14 protein-coding genes are annotated in these 18,423 nt (G+C 63.4%); all 14 read right to left on the reverse strand.

The features are described from left to right. Positions 1-2: 2 nt before the first annotated feature. The 14 genes from rplW to rplK all read right to left on the reverse strand — a co-directional run bounded on the left by rplW (position 3) and on the right by rplK (position 18,264). Positions 3-299 carry a 50S ribosomal protein L23 gene (gene rplW / locus ML342_RS09195; RefSeq protein ID WP_240126757.1) on the reverse strand — a complete coding sequence of 99 codons (297 nt, stop codon included), beginning with the start codon at positions 297-299 and terminating at the stop codon, positions 3-5. Then, a complete protein-coding gene (rplD, locus tag ML342_RS09200) occupies positions 296-898 on the reverse strand; it encodes a 50S ribosomal protein L4 (protein WP_240126758.1) in 603 nt (200 codons plus the stop codon). The genes rplW and rplD overlap by 4 nt, the downstream gene beginning before the upstream one ends. Positions 899-900: 2 nt before the next feature. Then, positions 901-1,557, reverse strand: coding sequence for a 50S ribosomal protein L3 (gene rplC / locus ML342_RS09205; RefSeq protein ID WP_240126759.1), 657 nt, complete (start codon positions 1,555-1,557; stop codon positions 901-903). Between the two features lie 11 nt (positions 1,558-1,568). Then, a complete protein-coding gene (rpsJ, locus tag ML342_RS09210) occupies positions 1,569-1,880 on the reverse strand; it encodes a 30S ribosomal protein S10 (RefSeq protein WP_240126760.1) in 312 nt (103 codons plus the stop codon). A 455-nt stretch (positions 1,881-2,335) separates the two neighbouring features. Further along, positions 2,336-3,526: an elongation factor Tu gene (gene tuf / locus ML342_RS09215; RefSeq protein ID WP_240126761.1), complete on the reverse strand. Its 1,191-nt coding sequence runs from the start codon at positions 3,524-3,526 to the stop codon at positions 2,336-2,338. A gap of 81 nt (positions 3,527-3,607) precedes the next feature. After that, complete coding sequence (gene fusA / locus ML342_RS09220) at positions 3,608-5,731, reverse strand: elongation factor G (RefSeq protein ID WP_240126762.1); 2,124 nt, start codon at positions 5,729-5,731, stop codon at positions 3,608-3,610. A 136-nt stretch (positions 5,732-5,867) separates the two neighbouring features. Then, positions 5,868-6,335 (reverse strand): 30S ribosomal protein S7, encoded by a 468-nt coding sequence (gene rpsG / locus ML342_RS09225; RefSeq protein WP_240126900.1) that lies wholly within the window; start codon positions 6,333-6,335, stop codon positions 5,868-5,870. A gap of 89 nt (positions 6,336-6,424) precedes the next feature. Continuing rightward, positions 6,425-6,799 (reverse strand): 30S ribosomal protein S12, encoded by a 375-nt coding sequence (gene rpsL / locus ML342_RS09230; RefSeq protein WP_240126763.1) that lies wholly within the window; start codon positions 6,797-6,799, stop codon positions 6,425-6,427. Positions 6,800-7,127: 328 nt separating this feature from the next. Next, entirely contained in the window at positions 7,128-11,342 is a 4,215-nt protein-coding gene (rpoC, locus tag ML342_RS09235; RefSeq protein WP_240126764.1) for a DNA-directed RNA polymerase subunit beta', read from the reverse strand. A gap of 70 nt (positions 11,343-11,412) precedes the next feature. Continuing rightward, complete coding sequence (gene rpoB, locus ML342_RS09240) at positions 11,413-15,573, reverse strand: DNA-directed RNA polymerase subunit beta (RefSeq protein WP_240126765.1); 4,161 nt, start codon at positions 15,571-15,573, stop codon at positions 11,413-11,415. A 235-nt stretch (positions 15,574-15,808) separates the two neighbouring features. Further along, positions 15,809-16,180 carry a 50S ribosomal protein L7/L12 gene (gene rplL / locus ML342_RS09245; RefSeq protein WP_240126766.1) on the reverse strand — a complete coding sequence of 124 codons (372 nt, stop codon included), beginning with the start codon at positions 16,178-16,180 and terminating at the stop codon, positions 15,809-15,811. A 60-nt stretch (positions 16,181-16,240) separates the two neighbouring features. After that, positions 16,241-16,777 carry a 50S ribosomal protein L10 gene (rplJ, locus tag ML342_RS09250; protein WP_240126767.1) on the reverse strand — a complete coding sequence of 179 codons (537 nt, stop codon included), beginning with the start codon at positions 16,775-16,777 and terminating at the stop codon, positions 16,241-16,243. 355 nt (positions 16,778-17,132) lie between these two features. After that, positions 17,133-17,831: a 50S ribosomal protein L1 gene (rplA, locus tag ML342_RS09255; protein ID WP_240126768.1), complete on the reverse strand. Its 699-nt coding sequence runs from the start codon at positions 17,829-17,831 to the stop codon at positions 17,133-17,135. A gap of 4 nt (positions 17,832-17,835) precedes the next feature. Further along, on the reverse strand, positions 17,836-18,264 hold the full coding sequence (gene rplK / locus ML342_RS09260; protein WP_240126769.1) for a 50S ribosomal protein L11: 429 nt from the start codon (positions 18,262-18,264) through the stop codon (positions 17,836-17,838). Between the last annotated feature and the right edge of the window lie 159 nt (positions 18,265-18,423).

The raw sequence follows: 18,423 nt of genomic DNA on the forward strand, positions 1-18,423 counted from the left end.
CCTCAGGCCGAGACGGTCATGACGTCGATCGCCTGACCTTCGGCCAGGGTGACATATGCCTTGCGCCAGTCGCCGCGGCGCCCCTGGCGGAACTTGAAGGACTTGGACTTACCCTTCACGTTCACCACGTTCACTGCCTCGACCTTGACGTCGAAAATCTTCTCGACCGCAGCCTTCACGTCGGCCTTGGTCGCGGTCTTGGCGACCTCGAAGACGTATTGATTGGAGACCTCCTGCAGGCGCGCGGTCTTTTCGGACACGCGCGGCGCACGGATCACTTCGTACAGATTGGCGCTCATGCCAGCCACTCCTCGATCTTCTTCACCGCATCGGTGGTGACCACCACGGTGTCGGCACTCACCAGCGTGACCGGATCCAGCCCCTGCACGTCGCGCACCTGCACGTACGGCAGGTTGCGAGCGGAGAGGTAGAGATTGTCGCTCGCATCCTCAGTCACGATCAGCGGACGCTGGCCAACCTTCAGCTCGGCCAACTTGGCGACCAAGCCCTTGGTCTTCGGCGCATCCACATCGAAGGCCTCCACTACCGTGATGCGGCCCTGACGATTGAGCTCGGACAGAATCGTCGCGATCGCCGCACGGTACATCTTGCGGTTCACTTTCTGCGCGAAGCTGCGCGGCTTGGCCGCAAAGGTGACGCCGCCGCCAACGAAGATCGGCGCGGTCAGGGCGCCATGACGGGCGCCGCCGCCCTTCTGCCGCTTCGACTTCTTGGTGGTGCCGTTGACTTCCGAACGGGTCTTCTGCGCCTTGGTGCCGGCGCGCGCCGCGTTGCGGTAAGCGACGACGACCTGATGCACCAGATCTTCATTGAAGGCCCGACCGAACACGGCGTCGGACACGGCGAGCGTGCTGCCGCCATTGATATTCAGTTCCATGATCAGACTCCCTTACTGGTCGGGCGCACGATCACATCGCCACCCGGCGCGCCGGGGACTGCGCCACGCACGGCGATCAAACCGCGCTCGGCGTCCACCTTGACGACCTGGAGGTTTTGAGTGGTCTGGGTGACATGCCCCATGTGACCCGCCATCTTCTTGCCCGGGAACACGCGGCCCGGGGTCTGGCGCTGACCAATCGAACCCGGCGCACGATGAGACAGCGAGTTACCGTGACTCGCATCACCCATGGTGAAGTTCCAGCGCTTGACAGTCCCCTGGAAGCCCTTGCCCTTGGTGACGCCCTGGACATCGACCCGCTGACCGACCTGGAAGATATCGGCCTTGATCTCACCCCCCACCTGGAAGTTGCCGATTTGATCGGGTTCCACGCGCAGCTCCCACAGGCCGCGCCCCGCCTCGACCTTGGCCTTGGCCAAGTGCCCCGCTTCCGGCTTGGTGAGCAGACTGGCGCGCTTGACGCCAACGGTCACCTGGACGGCGCTATAGCCATCGGTTTCAACGGTCTTGATCTGGGTGATGCGATTCGGCGTAGCCTCGATCAACGTCACCGGCACGGACTTGCCATCCTCGGTGAACATGCGGCTCATGCCAGCCTTACGGCCGACGATGCCGAGCGAATACTTCTTCGCGCTCATCCGTGGCCTCCTCAGGTCAACTTGATCTGAACGTCGACGCCAGCCGCCAGCTCGAGCTTCATCAGCGCGTCCACGGTCTTGTCATTGGGGTCGACGATGTCGAGCACGCGCTTGTGCGTGCGGGTTTCGTACTGGTCGCGCGCATCCTTGTCGGTATGCGGCGACACCAGCACGGTGTAGCGCTCGATCTTGGTCGGCAGCGGGATCGGACCGCGCACCTGCGCGCCAGTCCGCTTGGCCGTCTCGACGATCTCGCTGGCCGAACGGTCGATCAAACGATGATCGAATGCCTTCAGCCGGATGCGAATCTTTTGGTCCGCCATGGGAGGAATGCCTCGTATCTAAAGAGCGACAGGCGTGACGGCATTGCATGCGCCACACCCCGTGAATACCGCTGATGATGCCTGCGTCCTGCACGGACCCACTGGGCCCCAAATATCCGCCAGGCTTTCAATGAACGCGCCGAAAGGCCCCGCCGATATGCCCCGGACAACTTCCGGGACGGACGAGGCTTTGCCACGCGACATCTCCCTGTCTGGCGAACACGAAGCGCATCCTGCGCCTCATTTCGCTCCCTCGGCGACTCACACCGCGCGAGGGTCTTGCATTCTAACGGAAGGAGTCAGGGCTACGCAAGCCCTGACCCCGTCTTTTTGTCAAACCCGTTTGTCAAGCCCGCGTCGACCGGAAGCCACTGAAAGCCCAGTTTCCGGCCAAGCACCACGCGGATGACGCGCGGGCCGCTGCGCGCCGAAGCGCGCACGGCCGCTTCTTTGCATTACTTGATGATCTTGGACACCACGCCGGCGCCGACGGTGCGACCGCCCTCACGGATCGCAAAGCGCAGACCTTCGTCCATCGCCACCGGGTTGATCAGCGTCACCTTCAGCTTCACATTGTCGCCCGGCATCACCATCTCCACACCCTCCGGCAGCTCCACCGCTCCCGTAATGTCCGTCGTGCGGAAATAGAACTGCGGACGATACCCCTTGAAGAACGGCGTGTGGCGACCACCCTCGTCCTTCGACAGCACGTACACCTCCGCCTCGAACTCCGTGTGCGGCGTGATCGTGCCAGGCTTCGCCAGCACCTGCCCGCGCTCCACCTCGTCACGCTTGGTGCCGCGCAGCAGCAGACCCGCGTTGTCGCCCGCCTGCCCCTGATCCAGCAGCTTGCGGAACATCTCAACGCCCGTCACCGTCGTCTTCTGGGTCGGACGAATGCCCACGATCTCGACTTCGTCACCCACCTTGATCGTGCCGCGCTCGATTCGACCCGTCACCACCGTGCCGCGACCCGAAATCGAGAACACATCCTCCACCGGCATCAGGAACGGCTTGTCGATCGCACGCTCCGGCAGCGGAATCCAGCTGTCCAGCGCCTCCACCAGCTTGATGATCGACGGCACGCCGATCTCCGACTGATCCCCCTCCAGCGCCTTCAGCGCCGAACCCTTGATGATCGGCGTCTCATCGCCCGGGAAGTCGTACTTGGAGAGCAGGTCGCGCACCTCCATCTCCACCAGCTCCAGCAGCTCAGGATCGTCCACCATGTCCGCCTTGTTCAGGTAGACCACGATGTACGGCACGCCCACCTGCCGCGCCAGCAAAATGTGCTCACGCGTCTGCGGCATCGGACCGTCCGCCGCCGAGCACACCAAAATCGCACCGTCCATCTGCGCCGCACCCGTGATCATGTTCTTCACGTAGTCGGCATGCCCAGGGCAGTCCACGTGCGCATAGTGACGCGTCGGGCTCTCGTACTCCACGTGCGCCGTCGAAATCGTAATGCCGCGCGCCTTCTCCTCCGGCGCCGCGTCAATCTGATCGTACGCCTTGAACTCACCGCCGAAACGCTCCGCGCCAATCTTCGTCAGCGCCGCCGTCAGCGTCGTCTTGCCGTGATCCACGTGGCCAATCGTCCCCACGTTCACGTGGGGCTTGGTGCGCTCGAACTTACCCTTTGCCATGGTCTTGAACTCCGCAATCAGAGGTTGGAAATCGGAATACCAGCTCGCGGAACGCTGAGCGTCCCGCAGCCAGTAGGATACTTACGCCTTCTTGATGACCGCCTCGGCGATATTGCTGGGCGCCTCTTCGTAATGATCGAACTCCATCGTGAAGGTGGCGCGCCCCTGCGTCATCGAACGCAGCGCGGTGGCATAGCCGAACATTTCGCCCAGCGGAATCATCGCCTTGATGATCTTGCCCGACGGGCTGTCGTCCTGACCCTGCAACACACCGCGACGACGGCTGACGTCGCCCATCACGTCGCCCAGGTAGTCCTCGGGGCTGACGATCTCGACCTTCATGATCGGCTCCAGCAGGACCGGATCGGCCTTGCGGAAGCCCTCCTTGAAGGCCATCGACGCGGCGAGCTTGAACGCCATTTCCGACGAGTCGACGTCATGGTAGGAGCCGAACACCAGCTTGACCTTGACGCCCACCACCGGATAGCCAGCCAGCGGACCGCTGGTGATGGTCTCACGGAGTCCCTTTTCGACCGCCGGGATGAACTCCTTCGGAATCACGCCACCAGTGATCTCATTGATGAACAGGAAATCATCCTTGACCTCCGGATTGGCGCGGTCTTCGTCAGTCATCGGCGACAGCTCGATCACCACATGGCCGTACTGACCCTTACCGCCCGACTGCTTGGCGTGCTTGTAATCGCTCTTGACGCCCGCCTTGCGAATCGTTTCGCGATAGGCGACCTGTGGCTTGCCGACATTGGCCTCGACGCCAAACTCACGCCGCATGCGATCGATGATGATGTCCAGGTGCAGCTCGCCCATGCCGGCGATGATGGTCTGGCCAGACTCTTCGTCGGTACGCACACGGAAGCTGGGATCTTCCTGCGCCAGACGGCTCAGCGCGTTGCCCATCTTCTCTTGGTCGGACTTGGTCTTGGGCTCCACCGCCATCGAGATCACCGGTTCAGGGAAGCTCATGCGCTCGAGCACGATCGGCGCGTCGATGGCGCACAGCGTATCGCCGGTGGTGACGTCCTTCAGACCCACCGCCGCTGCGATATCGCCCGCCAGCACTTCCTTGATCTCATCACGCTGGTTGGAGTGCATCTGCAGGAGGCGGCCGATGCGCTCCTTCTTGCCCTTGACCGAGTTCAGGACCTGATCGCCCGCGCTCAGGGTGCCGGAATAGACGCGGAAGAAGGTCAACGACCCGACATACGGATCGGTCATGATCTTGAACGCCAGCGCCGAGAACGGGGCCTTGTCGCTCGCCTCACGGGTCAGCTGCTTGGTTTCGTCATCGACGTCGACCCCCTTGACCGGCGGAATGTCCACCGGCGACGGCAGCAGATTGACCACGCCATCCAGCATGGCCTGCACGCCCTTGTTCTTGAACGCGCTGCCGCAGAACATCGGCACGATCTCGGTCTTCAGGGTGCGCTCGCGCAGACCGGCGATGATCTCGGCTTCGGACAGATCGCCCTCCTCGAGATACTTGTTCATGAGCTCCTCGGAGGCCTCGGCCGCCGACTCCACCATGAACGCACGCTCCTGCTGGGCCTTTTCCTTCAGCTCCTCAGGGATTTCCCGGTATTCGAAGTTCAGACCCTGCGAAGCGGCGTCCCAATGGATCGCCTTCATCTTCAGCAGATCGATCACGCCTTCGAAGTTGTCTTCGGCGCCGATCGGCACCTGCATCGGCACCGGCACAGCTCCCAGACGCGTCTTCAACTGATCACGCACCTTGTAGAAGTTCGCGCCCGTGCGATCCATCTTGTTGACGAACGCGATGCGCGGCACATGGTACTTGTTTGCCTGACGCCACACGGTCTCGGACTGGGGCTGCACGCCACCGACGGCACACAGCACGAACACGGCGCCGTCGAGCACGCGCAGACTGCGCTCCACCTCGATGGTGAAGTCCACGTGCCCAGGAGTATCGATGATGTTGAAGCGGTGCTCCGGGAACGACTTGTCCATGCCGCGCCAGAACGCAGTGGTCGCCGCGGAGGTAATGGTGATGCCGCGCTCCTGCTCCTGCTCCATCCAGTCCATGGTGGCCGCGCCATCATGCACTTCGCCGATCTTGTGGCTTTTGCCGGTATAGAAGAGGATGCGCTCGGTCGTGGTGGTCTTGCCGGCATCGATGTGCGCCATGATGCCGAAGTTGCGGTAACGCTCGATGGGAGTGGTGCGGGCCACAGGAGCCTCTCAATGATTTCGGATTTCGGAATGACCGGAGGCCGCCTTGCGGCGGCTTCCGGGGATGCGCGAACCTTGCGGATCGCAACCGGGAGCCAGCGACACAGGGGCGGCCAGCTTCACGGAGCGCCGGCGATTACCAGCGGTAGTGCGCAAATGCCTTGTTGGCATCCGCCATGCGGTGGGTTTCCTCGCGCTTCTTGATCGCGCCGCCGCGATTCTCGGAAGCATCGATCAATTCACCCGCCAGCTTGCGAGGCATGCTGTTTTCGCCACGCTTGCGCGCCGACTCGATCACCCAGCGCATCGCCAGCGCCATGCGACGCGAAGCCCGCACTTCCACCGGCACCTGGTAGGTCGCGCCACCGACACGGCGGGACTTGACCTCGACCGTGGGCGCGACATTCCCAAGCGCCTTCTCGACCAGTTCGAGAGGGTTCGGGTTCTTCTCACCGATCACCTCCATCGCGCCATACACGATCTTTTCGGCGACCGACTTCTTGCCGCTCTTCATCACCATATTGATGAAGCGGGCAATGGTTTCACTTCCGTGCTTCGGATCCGGCAGCACCGAACGCTGCGGAGTATTGCCTTTACGGGACATGTTGCTTCTCTCGTAGAGCGGGCCAGAGCCCACCGTTATGCTGCGTGGTTGGATCCGTCACCAGCGAATACCGCCAGGACGGCCGCCTATCAGGACTTCGGACGCTTGGCGCCGTACTTCGAGCGCCCCTGCTTGCGCTTGGTGACGCCAGCAGCATCCAACGCGCCACGCACGGTGTGATAACGCACGCCCGGCAGATCCTTGACGCGCCCACCGCGAATCAGGACCACGCTGTGCTCCTGCAGGTTGTGACCTTCGCCACCAATGTAGGAAATCACCTCATAGCCATTGGTCAGGCGCACCTTGGCCACCTTACGCAGCGCCGAGTTCGGCTTCTTCGGGGTGGTGGTGTACACGCGGGTGCAAACGCCACGCCGTTGCGGGCAGTTCGCCAATGCCGGCGAGGCGCTCTTGTATTTTTCCGGACTGCGCGGCTTGCGCACGAGCTGGTTGATCGTTGCCATTTCAGGGCTCTATAGACGGGCGCAAGGCCCAGATGGAGACAAACGCAGCCGGATGCTTGCGCACACCGGCCAGCCAAAACAAAAACACGGCCAGCGCAAGACCTTGCGGCCAAACGCAGCCATGTCGAAAAACCGCGCCTGCCACATCTGCAGCAGATCGCGATTCATCTGCGATCCCGTCCTTCCTGGACCCAACACGAGGCGCGTCCTGCGACCTCTTTTGGTGATCTGGATGGCAGTTCGCCATCAAAAGCATTGGGATTATAGGCGTGCAACCTGCGGCTGACAAGCCCCGCCCGGTAGCGACCGGGCGGGGCTGCGCCGCGAATCACTCCGCAGCCGTTTCGGCGGCCGGCTCGGCGACCGCAGCGGCATCCGCGGATTCACCTGCCAGCGTGGCCATCTCGGCCTCGGTCAGACCCGACGCCTCCTTGCGCCGCTGCCGGTGGTAGGCCAACCCGGTACCCGCCGGGATCAGGCGACCGACGATCACGTTCTCCTTGAGGCCGCGCAGGGTGTCGCGGGTGCCGCGCACCGCGGCTTCTGTGAGAACGCGCGTGGTTTCCTGGAAGGAGGCGGAGGAGATGAACGACTCGGTCGCCAGCGAAGCCTTGGTGATACCCAGCAGCACCGGCTGATACTTGCACGGAATCTCGCCACGGCGCGTGAGGCGCTCGTTCTCCTCGATCGCACGCTGACGCTCGACCTGCTCGCCAGCCAGGAACCGGCTGTCGCCCGGATCCGTGATTTCGACCTTGCGCAGCATCTGGCGAATGATCACTTCGATGTGCTTGTCGTTGATCTTCACACCCTGCAGGCGATAGACGTCCTGAATCTCCTTGACCAGGTAAGCAGCCAGCTCCTCGACACCCTTCAGACGCAGGATGTCCTGCGGGCTCGGCTCGCCGTCCACCACGGTCTCGCCCTTTTCCACGTGCTCGCCTTCGAACACGATGATCTGGCGGTACTTGGGGATCAGCTCTTCGTGCTCGGTACCATCGGCGCTCTTGATGACCAGGCGCTGCTTGCCCTTGGTCTCCTTGCCGAAGCTGACCACGCCGGAGATCTCGGCGAGGATCGCCGGATCCTTGGGCTTACGCGCCTCGAACAGGTCGGCCACGCGCGGCAGGCCGCCGGTGATGTCGCGGGTCTTGGAGGCTTCCTGCGGAATCTTGGCGACCACATCGCCCACGCCGACCGGCGCTCCATCCTGCAAGTTGATCACCGAGCGCGGCGGCAGCATGTACTGCGCCGGCAGATCGGTACCCGGAATGGTCAGGTCCTTGCCGTCCTTGTCGACGATCCTGACCAGCGGACGCAGATCCTTGCCCTGATTGCCGCGGCGCTTGGGATCGGTGATCTCGCGCGACGCCAGACCGGTCAGGTCATCGGTCTTCTCGATGACGGTGACGCCGTCCACGAAATCGACGAAGCGGACGAAGCCGGCCACTTCCGACACGATCGGGTGGTTGTGCGGATCCCAGTTGGCAACCGTCTGCCCGGCCTTGACCTCGCCGCCGTCCTGCACGTGCAGCGTGGCGCCATACGGCAGCTTGTAGCGCTCGCGCTCGCGCCCGTGGTTGTCCAGCACCGACAGCTCACCAGAACGCGAGACGGCCACCAGATGACCTTCCGCGTGCTTGACGAACTTGAGGTTGTTGAACTTGATCGTCCCGGTGGTCTTGACGGTGATGTTGTCGATCGCTGCCGCACGCGACGCCGCGCCACCGATGTGGAACGTGCGCATGGTCAGCTGCGTGCCCGGCTCACCGATCGACTGCGCGGCGACCACACCGACCGCTTCACCATGGTTGACCAGGTGACCGCGGGCCAGGTCGCGGCCGTAGCAGTGCGCGCACACGCCGAAAGCGGCTTCGCAGGTGATGGTGCTGCGCACCTTGATCGCCTGTACGCCGGCGTCTTCCAGCTTCTGCGCCCACTGCTCGTCGATCAGGGTGTTGCGGGTGATGAACGGATCCTCATCATTGCCCGGCAGGAACACGTCCTCGGCCACGATCCGACCCAGCACCCGATCCTTCAACGGCTCGACCACGTCGCCGCCTTCCACGATCGGCGTCATGGTCAGGCCGGCCGTCGTCCCGCAATCGGATTCGGTGATCACCACGTCCTGCGCCACATCGACCAGGCGGCGGGTCAGATAGCCGGAGTTCGCGGTCTTGAGCGCGGTATCCGCCAGACCCTTACGGGCGCCGTGGGTCGAGATGAAGTATTGCTGGACGTTCAGGCCCTCGCGGAAGTTCGAGGTGATCGGGGTCTCGATGATCGAGCCGTCCGGCTTGGCCATCAGGCCGCGCATGCCGGCCAGCTGACGGATCTGCGCCTGCGAACCACGTGCGCCCGAGTCGGCCATGATGTAGATCGAGTTCATCGACTTCTGCTCGACGAGCTCGCCCTTGGCGTTGACCACCTTCTCGATGCCGATGGTGTCCATCATCGCCTTGGCGACGCGCTCATTGGTACGCGACCAGATGTCCACGACCTTGTTGTAGCGCTCGCCGGCGGTGACCAGACCCGACTGGTACTGCTGTTGAATCTCCATCACCTCGGCCTCGGCCTCGGCCAGGATCGCCTTCTTCTCTGCCGGGATGGTCATGTCGTCGATGCCGATCGACACGCCGGCGCGGGTAGCGAAAGCAAATCCGGTGTACATCAGCTTGTCTGCGAACACCACCGTGTCCTTCAGCCCCAGCTTGCGATAGCAGCTGTTGATCAGGCGGCTGATGTTCTTTTTGGTCAACTCGGTATTGACCAGGGCGAACGGCAGACCTTCCGGCAGGATCTCGCACAGCAGCGCGCGCCCGACCGTGGTATCCACGATCGAGGTCTTCTTGCTGCGGCTACCATCGTCGGCGATCACGGTTTCGGTGATGCGCACCTTGCACTTGGCGTGCAGTTCCACCACGCGGTTATCGTAGGCGCGCTTCACCTCGGCGACATTGGCAAACACCATGCCCTCGCCCAGCTTGTTTTCCAGCGCGCGGGTCATGTAGTACAGGCCCAGCACCACGTCCTGCGACGGCACGATGATCGGCTCGCCGTTGGCAGGCGAGAGGATGTTGTTGGAGGACATCATCAGCGCTCGCGCTTCCAGCTGGGCTTCCAGCGAGAGCGGAACGTGCACGGCCATCTGGTCGCCGTCGAAGTCCGCATTGAACGCGGTGCACACCAGCGGGTGCAGCTGGATCGCCTTGCCCTCGATCAGCACCGGCTCGAACGCCTGGATGCCGAGGCGGTGCAGGGTCGGGGCGCGGTTCAGCAGCACCGGATGCTCGCGGATGACCTCCTCGAGGATATCCCACACCTCGGCGCCTTCCCGCTCGACCATCTTCTTTGCCGCCTTGATGGTCGGCGCAAGACCGCGTGCCTGCAGCTTGGAAAAGATGAACGGCTTGAACAGCTCCAGCGCCATCTTCTTCGGCAGGCCGCACTGATGCAGCTTCAGGTACGGGCCGACCACGATCACCGAGCGGCCGGAATAGTCGACGCGCTTACCGAGCAGATTCTGGCGGAAGCGCCCCTGCTTGCCCTTGATCATGTCGGCCAGCGACTTCAGCGGGCGCTTGTTGGTGCCGGTGATGGCGCGACCGCGACGGCCGTTGTCCATCAGCGCGTCCACCGCCTCCTGCAGCATGCGCTTCTCATTGCGCACGATGATGTCGGGCGCATTGAGCTCGAGCAGCCGGCGCAGGCGGTTGTTGCGGTTGATGACGCGGCGATAGAGGTCATTGAGGTCGGAGGTCGCGAAACGGCCACCGTCCAACGGCACCAGCGGACGCAGATCCGGCGGCAACACCGGCAGCACGGTCAGCACCATCCATTCGGGACGGTTGCCGGACTCGATGAAGGCCTCGATCAGCTTGATCCGCTTGGTCAGGCGCTTGAGCTTGGTCTCGCTGTTGGTGGAGGCGATCTCCTCCTTCAGCTGCACCAGCTCACTCTGCAGGTCGATCGTCCGCAGCAGCTCATAGATCGCTTCTGCGCCCATCGAGGCATCGAAGTCATCGCCATGCTCCTGGCGCGCCTTCATGTATTCCTCTTCACTCAGCAGCATGCCGCGCTCGAGCGGGGTCAGGCCCGGCTCGGTCACCACATAGGCTTCGAAGTAGAGGATGCGCTCGATGTCGCGCAGGGTCATGTCCAGCATCAACCCGATGCGCGACGGCAGCGACTTCAGGAACCAGATGTGCGCGACCGGCGAGGCCAGCTCGATATGGCCCATGCGCTCGCGGCGCACCTTGGCCAGAGTGACTTCGGTGCCGCACTTCTCGCACACCACGCCGCGATGCTTCATGCGCTTGTACTTGCCGCACAGGCATTCGTAGTCCTTGATCGGGCCGAAAATGGCGGCGCAGAACAGACCGTCGCGCTCCGGCTTGAAGGTGCGGTAGTTGATGGTCTCAGGCTTCTTCACCTCGCCATACGACCACGAGCGGATCAGATCCGGGCTGGCCAGCGCGATCTTGATCGCGTCGAAGTCGAGCGTCTGGCGCTGCTGGTTGAAGAGATTGAGCAGGTCTTTCATTGGGATTCTCCGGGTCGGGGGCAATGGGTCCAGCGGGATGGCGCGGCAAACCGCCGCGCCGTCGCGAAACTCAGTGCTCCTCGAGTTCCATGTTGATGGCCAGACTGCGGATTTCCTTCACCAACACGTTGAAGGATTCCGGCATGCCAGCCACCATCTCGTGCTTGCCATCGACGATGTTCTTGTACATCTGGTTGCGGCCCTGCACGTCGTCGGACTTGACCGTCAGCATTTCCTGCAGGGTGTAGGCCGCGCCGTAGGCTTCCAGCGCCCACACTTCCATTTCGCCGAAGCGCTGGCCGCCGAACTGCGCCTTGCCGCCCAGCGGCTGCTGGGTGACCAGCGAGTACGGGCCGGTCGAACGCGCGTGCATCTTGTCGTCGACCAGATGGTTCAGCTTCAGCATGTGCATGTAGCCGACCGTGGTCTTGCGGTCGAACGGCTCACCGGTGCGACCATCGTACAGCTGCACCTGACCGGATTCCGGCAGATCCGCCAGCTTGAGCATCGCCTTGATCTCGGCCTCGTTGGCGCCGTCGAACACCGGGCTGGCCATTGGCACGCCGTCGGTGAGGTTCTTCGCCATCGCCAGCAGCTCCTCGTCGCTGAACTGCGACAGATCCACACGCTCGACGTGGGTATCGCGGTCATGGTTGTAGATCTGGTCGAGGAACTTGCGCAGATCGGCGACCTTGGCCTGCGCCTCCAGCATGCGCTGGATCTTCTGGCCCAGCCCCTTCGCCGCCAGACCCAGATGCACTTCCAGCACCTGGCCGATGTTCATTCGGCTCGGCACGCCCAGCGGATTCAGCACGATGTCCACGGTCTGACCGTCGGCCATGTACGGCATGTCCTCGACCGGAACGATCTTGGACACCACGCCCTTGTTGCCGTGGCGGCCGGCCATCTTGTCACCCGGCTGGATGCGACGCTTCACCGCCAGGAATACCTTGACCATCTTGAGCACGCCTGGAGCGAGATCATCGCCCTGCATGATCTTGGCGCGCTTGTCGGCGAAGCGCTTCTCGAACTCCTTCTGATGCGATTCGAGCTGCTTGGCGGCACGCTCGATAGCATCGGCCGCATCGTCATCCTTCATGCGCAGCTGCAACCAGTCGGACTTCTTCAGCCCGTCCAGCACCAGAGACGTCACGGTATCGCCCTTCTTCACGCCGGGGCCACCGATGGCGACCTTGCCCAGCAGCTGTTCGCGCAGGCGTGCGTAGATGGCATTCTCGAGAATGCGGTACTGATCGTCGAAGTCCTTCTTGACGCGGCGGATCTCGTTTTCCTCGATCTGGCGCGCACGCTTGTCCTTCTCGATGCCGTCGCGGGTGAACACCTGCACGTCGATCACCACGCCGTCCATGCCCGGAGGCACGCGCAGCGAGCTGTCCTTCACGTCCGACGCCTTCTCGCCGAAGATCGCGCGCAGCAGCTTCTCCTCAGGGGTCAGCTGGCTCTCGCCCTTCGGGGTCACCTTACCGACCAGGATGTCGCCCGCCCGCACCTCGGCGCCGATGTAGACCACGCCGGATTCATCCAGACGCGACAGCGCCTGCTCGGACACGTTGGGAATGTCCGCGGTGATCTCTTCCGGCCCCAGCTTGGTGTCGCGTGCCTGGACGGTCAGCTCTTCGATATGAATCGTGGTGTAGCGATCCTCCTCGACCACGCGCTCGGAGAGCAGGATCGAGTCCTCGAAGTTGTAGCCGTTCCACGGCATGAACGCGACCAGCATGTTCTGGCCCAGGGCCAGCTCGCCGATGTCGGTGGACGGACCGTCAGCCAGCACGTCACCACGCTCGACCCGATCGCCCACGTTCACCAACGGGCGCTGGTTGATGCAGGTGTTCTGATTGGAGCGGGTGTACTTGACCAGGGTGTAGATATCGACGCCGGCATCGTGCTCACCCGCAATCTCGGGTTCGTTGACCTTGACCACGATCCGCGCCGCATCGACCTGCTCGACCACGCCGCCGCGCCGGGCAATCACGGTGACGCCGGAGTCACGCGCCACCGCACGCTCGATGCCGGTACCAACCAGCGGCTTCTGCGCGCGCAGGGTCGGAACCGCCTGACGCTGCATGTTCGCGCCCATCAGCGCACGGTTGGCGTCGTCGTGCTCCAGGAACGGCACCAGCGCCGCCGCCACCGACACGGTCTGCATCGGCGAGACGTCCATGTAGTGGATCTCGCTCGGCGGCTTGAGCAGGTTCTCACCCTGGAAGCGGCAGGCCACGAACTGCGCCGTGATGTTGCCCTGCTCATCGCGCGGCGCATTGGCCTGCGCGATCACGTACTCGTTTTCTTCGATCGCCGATAGATATTCGACCTCGTCGGTGACCCGACCATTCACCACCTTACGGTACGGCGTCTCCAGGAAGCCGTACTTGTTGGTGCGGGCGAACACCGCCAGCGAGTTGATCAGACCGATGTTCGGACCTTCCGGAGTCTCGATGGTGCACACGCGGCCATAGTGGGTCGGGTGCACGTCGCGCACTTCGAAGCCGGCACGCTCGCGGGTCAGGCCGCCCGGGCCCAGCGCGGAGACGCGGCGCTTGTGGGTGACCTCCGACAGCGGGTTGTTCTGATCCATGAACTGCGACAGCTGCGAGGAGCCGAAGAACTCCTTCATCGCCGCCGCCACCGGCTTGGCGTTGATCAGCTCCTGCGGGGTCAGCCCCTCGGACTCGGCCATCGACAGGCGCTCCTTGACCGCGCGCTCCACGCGAACCAGGCCGACGCGGAAGGTGTTCTCGGCCATCTCGCCCACGCTGCGCACGCGGCGGTTGCCGAGGTGGTCGATGTCGTCCACCACCCCACGGCCATTGCGGATCTCGCACAGCACGCGGATCACGTCGAGGATGTCGGAGCTGTCGCCGCACATCTCACGCATGCGCACCGACTCTTCGTCCTTGCGATCCGCAAAGTAGCGCGCGTCGTACAGCACCGGCGCGCCGGTGACTTCCTTGCGCCCCAGACGGCGATTGAACTTCATCCGGCCCACGGCCGACAGGTCGTAGCGCTCGAAGGTGAAGAACAGGTTGTGGAACAGGTTCTGCGCGGCCTCCTTGGTCGGCGGCTCGCCCGGACGCATCATGCGGTAGATCTCGACCAGCGCATCCAGCTGGGTCTTGGTACCGTCGATGCGCAGCGTGTTGGACAGGTACGGACCGCGGTCGAGGTCGTTCACCCACAGCGTGCCGACGCTGGCGATGCCAGCCTTACGCAGCTTCTCCAACGTCTCCAGGCTGATTTCGTCATTCGCATTCGCCAGCAGCTCGCCGGTCTTGGGATCGACCACGTCGTGCGCCAGGATGCGACCGACGATGTAATCGTCCGGAACCGCGAGCGCAGACACGCCCGCCGCCTCCAGCTGCTTGATATGGCGCGCGGTGATGCGCTTGCCGGCCTCGACGATCACTTTGTCGCCGTCGGCCAGGTCGAAATCGAGGGTCTCGCCACGCAGGCGCTCGGGAATCAGCTCCAGCTGCACGCCTTCCGCTTGGATGTGGAAGGTATTGATGTCATGGAACTCGCGCAGCATCTCCTCGTTGGTATAGCCCAGCGCGCGCAGCAGCACGCTCACCGGCAGCTTGCGACGACGGTCGATGCGGGTGTACAGCGCGTCTTTCGGATCGAACTCGAAATCCAGCCAGGACCCGCGATAGGGAATGACGCGCGCGGAGAACAGCAGCTTGCCCGAGCTATGGGTCTTGCCGCGGTCGTGATCGAAGAACACGCCCGGCGAGCGGTGCAGCTGGGAGACGATGACGCGCTCGGTGCCATTGACGATGAAGGTGCCGTTGTCGGTCATGAGCGGAATCTCGCCCATGTAGACCTCTTGCTCCTTCACGTACTTGATCGCCTTGGTGGACGACTCGCGGTCATAGATGACCAGGCGCACCGTGACGCGCAGCGGAGCGCCATAGGACAGGCCACGGGTGCGGCACTCGCGCTCATCGAACGGCGGCTCGCCCAGCTTGTAGCCGACATATTCGAGCGCCGCGTTGCCGCTGTAGCTAACGATCGGGAACACCGATTTCAGCGCCGCGTGCAGCCCCTTGTCTTCACGCTTGGCGGGATCGACATCGGCTTGCAGGAACTCCCGATAGGAGTCCACCTGGATGGCCAGCAAATACGGCACTTCCAGGATCGAGCGATGCTTGCCGAAGTCCTTGCGGATGCGCTTCTTTTCGGTGAAGGAATACTTCTTGGCGGTGGTCATGTCGCGTGCGCCTCGTCATGTTCGGCCACATTTCTCTGCGGCCGGCGGGGAAATACAGGAACTGACAGTGGGAAGTTGCTGGTATTGCCGGCACCAGCACGCCCTCTCCCGCTACTTCCGACTGCCAACTCGTTGGTTCTGGAACATCATCGTCCACAACGGCCAAAGGCCGGGGACTTCCGTCCCCAGCCTTTGCTGGTCGCCAGCAGGTGCAGCCCGGCGACGCAATGAAGGATTACTTGATTTCGACGGTCGCGCCGACGGCCTCGAGATCCTTCTTCATCTTCTCGGCGTCTTCCTTCGACACGCCTTCCTTCACGACGCCACCGGCCTCGGTGAGGTCCTTGGCTTCCTTCAGGCCCAGGCCAGTGATGGCGCGGACGGCCTTGATCACTTCGACCTTCTTGTCGCCAGCGGACTTCAGGATGACGTTGAACTCGGTCTGCTCTTCGACAGCGGCCGCGGCCGGGCCAGCGGCGGCGACAGCCATCACCGGAGCGGCGGCGGAAACGCCGAACTTCTCTTCGATGGCCTTCACCAGCTCCATCACTTCCATCAGCGACTTGGCGGCGATGGCTTCGACGATCTGCTCGTTGGTCAGGGACATTGCGATTACCTCTGGATATGTTTCGTTTGAATGGGGAACGTCGTCAGGACCGGACGTACATCACGCCGGCTCGGCCTGCGCCGCGGCCTCTGCCGGGGCTGCCTCGCCGGCGCCCTGCTTGTCGGCCACCGCCTTGACCGCACGCGCAAACATCGCGGCCGGCTCGGCCAGCACGCGGGCCAGCATGGCCAGGGCCTGATCGCGGGTCGGCAGCGACGCCAGCACGTCGACATGGCTGGCCGGATACTGCTGGCCACCTACGACGACGACCTTGGGCTGCAGCTTGTCATTGGTCTTGGCGAACTCTTTGATCAGGCGCCCGGCGGCGCCGGGTTCTTCGAGCGAGAACGCGTACAGCAACGGACCCACCAGGGAGTCCTTCGCCACTTCGTACTCGGTACCGGTGACAGCGCGCGCAGCCAGCGTGTTCTTCACGACCTTCAGGAACACGCCCGTCTCGCGGGCCTTCTTACGCATCGCGGTCATTTGCTCGACCGTGGTGCCGGCATACTCGGCCGCGATCAGCGAGTGCGCCGTCGCGGCGACTTGCGCCACCTGTGCGACAACGTCCTGCTTCTGGGACAGATTGAGAGCCATAATCACTCCTCTATTGAACGCCGCCTGCGGCTCCTGCCGCTGGCGGTCCTAGGCAACGCCGATCCGTGGCATTGAGGATGCAGCGCATCCCGGTGGTGGCCATCCAGAGTTGTCTTGAATCAAAACATCCCAGAAGGGCATCACCATCTACGCAGGCTCCCCCCAACCGGGAGCGGATTAAGCGACTCCGCCTTCGGCAACGGCGAATCCATGCCGTGTGAGCATCCCTGCCCGTCGTTGCCGCGCGCAAACCGCACCTGCGGTCTTTGACGGCTTCCGCCGCAATGAACCGCAGCGGGGCCTTCAAACTTTCAAGGCGCCGCGCCGCCAGGGCGACGCGGGCCATAAAACGCGATTACTTCAGATTCAGCGAAGCCTGATCCACGGTGACACCCGGCCCCATGGTCGAGCTGAGCGAAATCTTCTGCAGATAGGTACCCTTCGAGGTCGCCGGCTTGGCCTTGATCAGGTCCTGCAGCAGCGCCTGCAAATTGCTCTTGAGCGCTTCATTCTCGAAGTTGGCCTTGCCGATCGTGCAATGGATGATGCCGGCCTTGTCGGTGCGGTAGCGCACCTGACCCGCCTTGGCATTCCTCACCGCCTCGGCCGGGTTGGGCGACACGGTGCCGACCTTCGGGTTCGGCATCAGGCCGCGCGGACCCAGCACCTGACCGAGCTTGCCGACCACGCGCATCGCATCCGGCGTGGCGATCACCACGTCGTAGTTCAGGTCCCCGGCCGTCATCTTCTCGGCCAGGTCATCCATACCGACCACGTCGGCACCCGCGGCCAGCGCCTCATCGGCCTTGGCGCCCGGCGGGCAGAACACCGCCACCCGCACGGACTTACCCGTACCCGCCGGCAGCACGGTGGAGCCGCGCACCTGCTGATCCGACTTCTTGGCATCCACGCCGAGCCGGATCGCCACATCGACCGCCTCGACGAACTTGGCGCGGCTGTGCTCCTTGACGATCTTCAGGGCTTCATCGATCGGATAGGCCTTGCCGGGAACGGTCGCAGCCTGGATCGCTTTCTGTCGCTTGGTCAGTGCCATCGTCTCAACCCTCCACCACCAGACCCATGGAACGGGCCGAGCCCGCGATCGTCCGCACCGCCGCCTCCAGATCAGCCGCGGTCAGATCGGGCTCCTTCGTCTTGGCGATTTCCTCGAGCTGCTTGCGGGTCACCTTGCCCACCTTCTCGGTGTTCGGGCGCTTGGAGCCAGACGTGATGCCAGCCGCCTTCTTCAGCAGAATCGAGGCCGGCGGAGTCTTGGTAACGAAGGTGAAGGTGCGGTCGGAATAGGCCGTGATCACCACCGGAATCGGCAGACCCGGCTCGAGCTTGGAGGTCGCGGCATTGAACGCCTTGCAGAACTCCATGATGTTCAGACCGCGCTGACCGAGCGCAGGACCGACCGGCGGACTGGGATTGGCCTGCCCGGCCTTGACCTGCAGCTTGATATAGCCGACAACTTTCTTTGCCATTTTCGTAAAGTCTCCGGGTGCAAACGCCTGCGCGCAGGCTCCCCATCGGGCCGGGAACATTCATCCATCCCACGCGCGCCCCGGCATCACGTGCGTAGAAAGTAGAAAACCTTCCTGCCGACATCGGCCACAGAAGGGCGGCCGCTGCTCAGCAAGAGA

Origin of the sequence: Thermomonas alba (assembly GCF_022419205.1) — a bacterium.
Classification (GTDB): Bacteria; Pseudomonadota; Gammaproteobacteria; order Xanthomonadales; family Xanthomonadaceae; genus Thermomonas; species Thermomonas alba.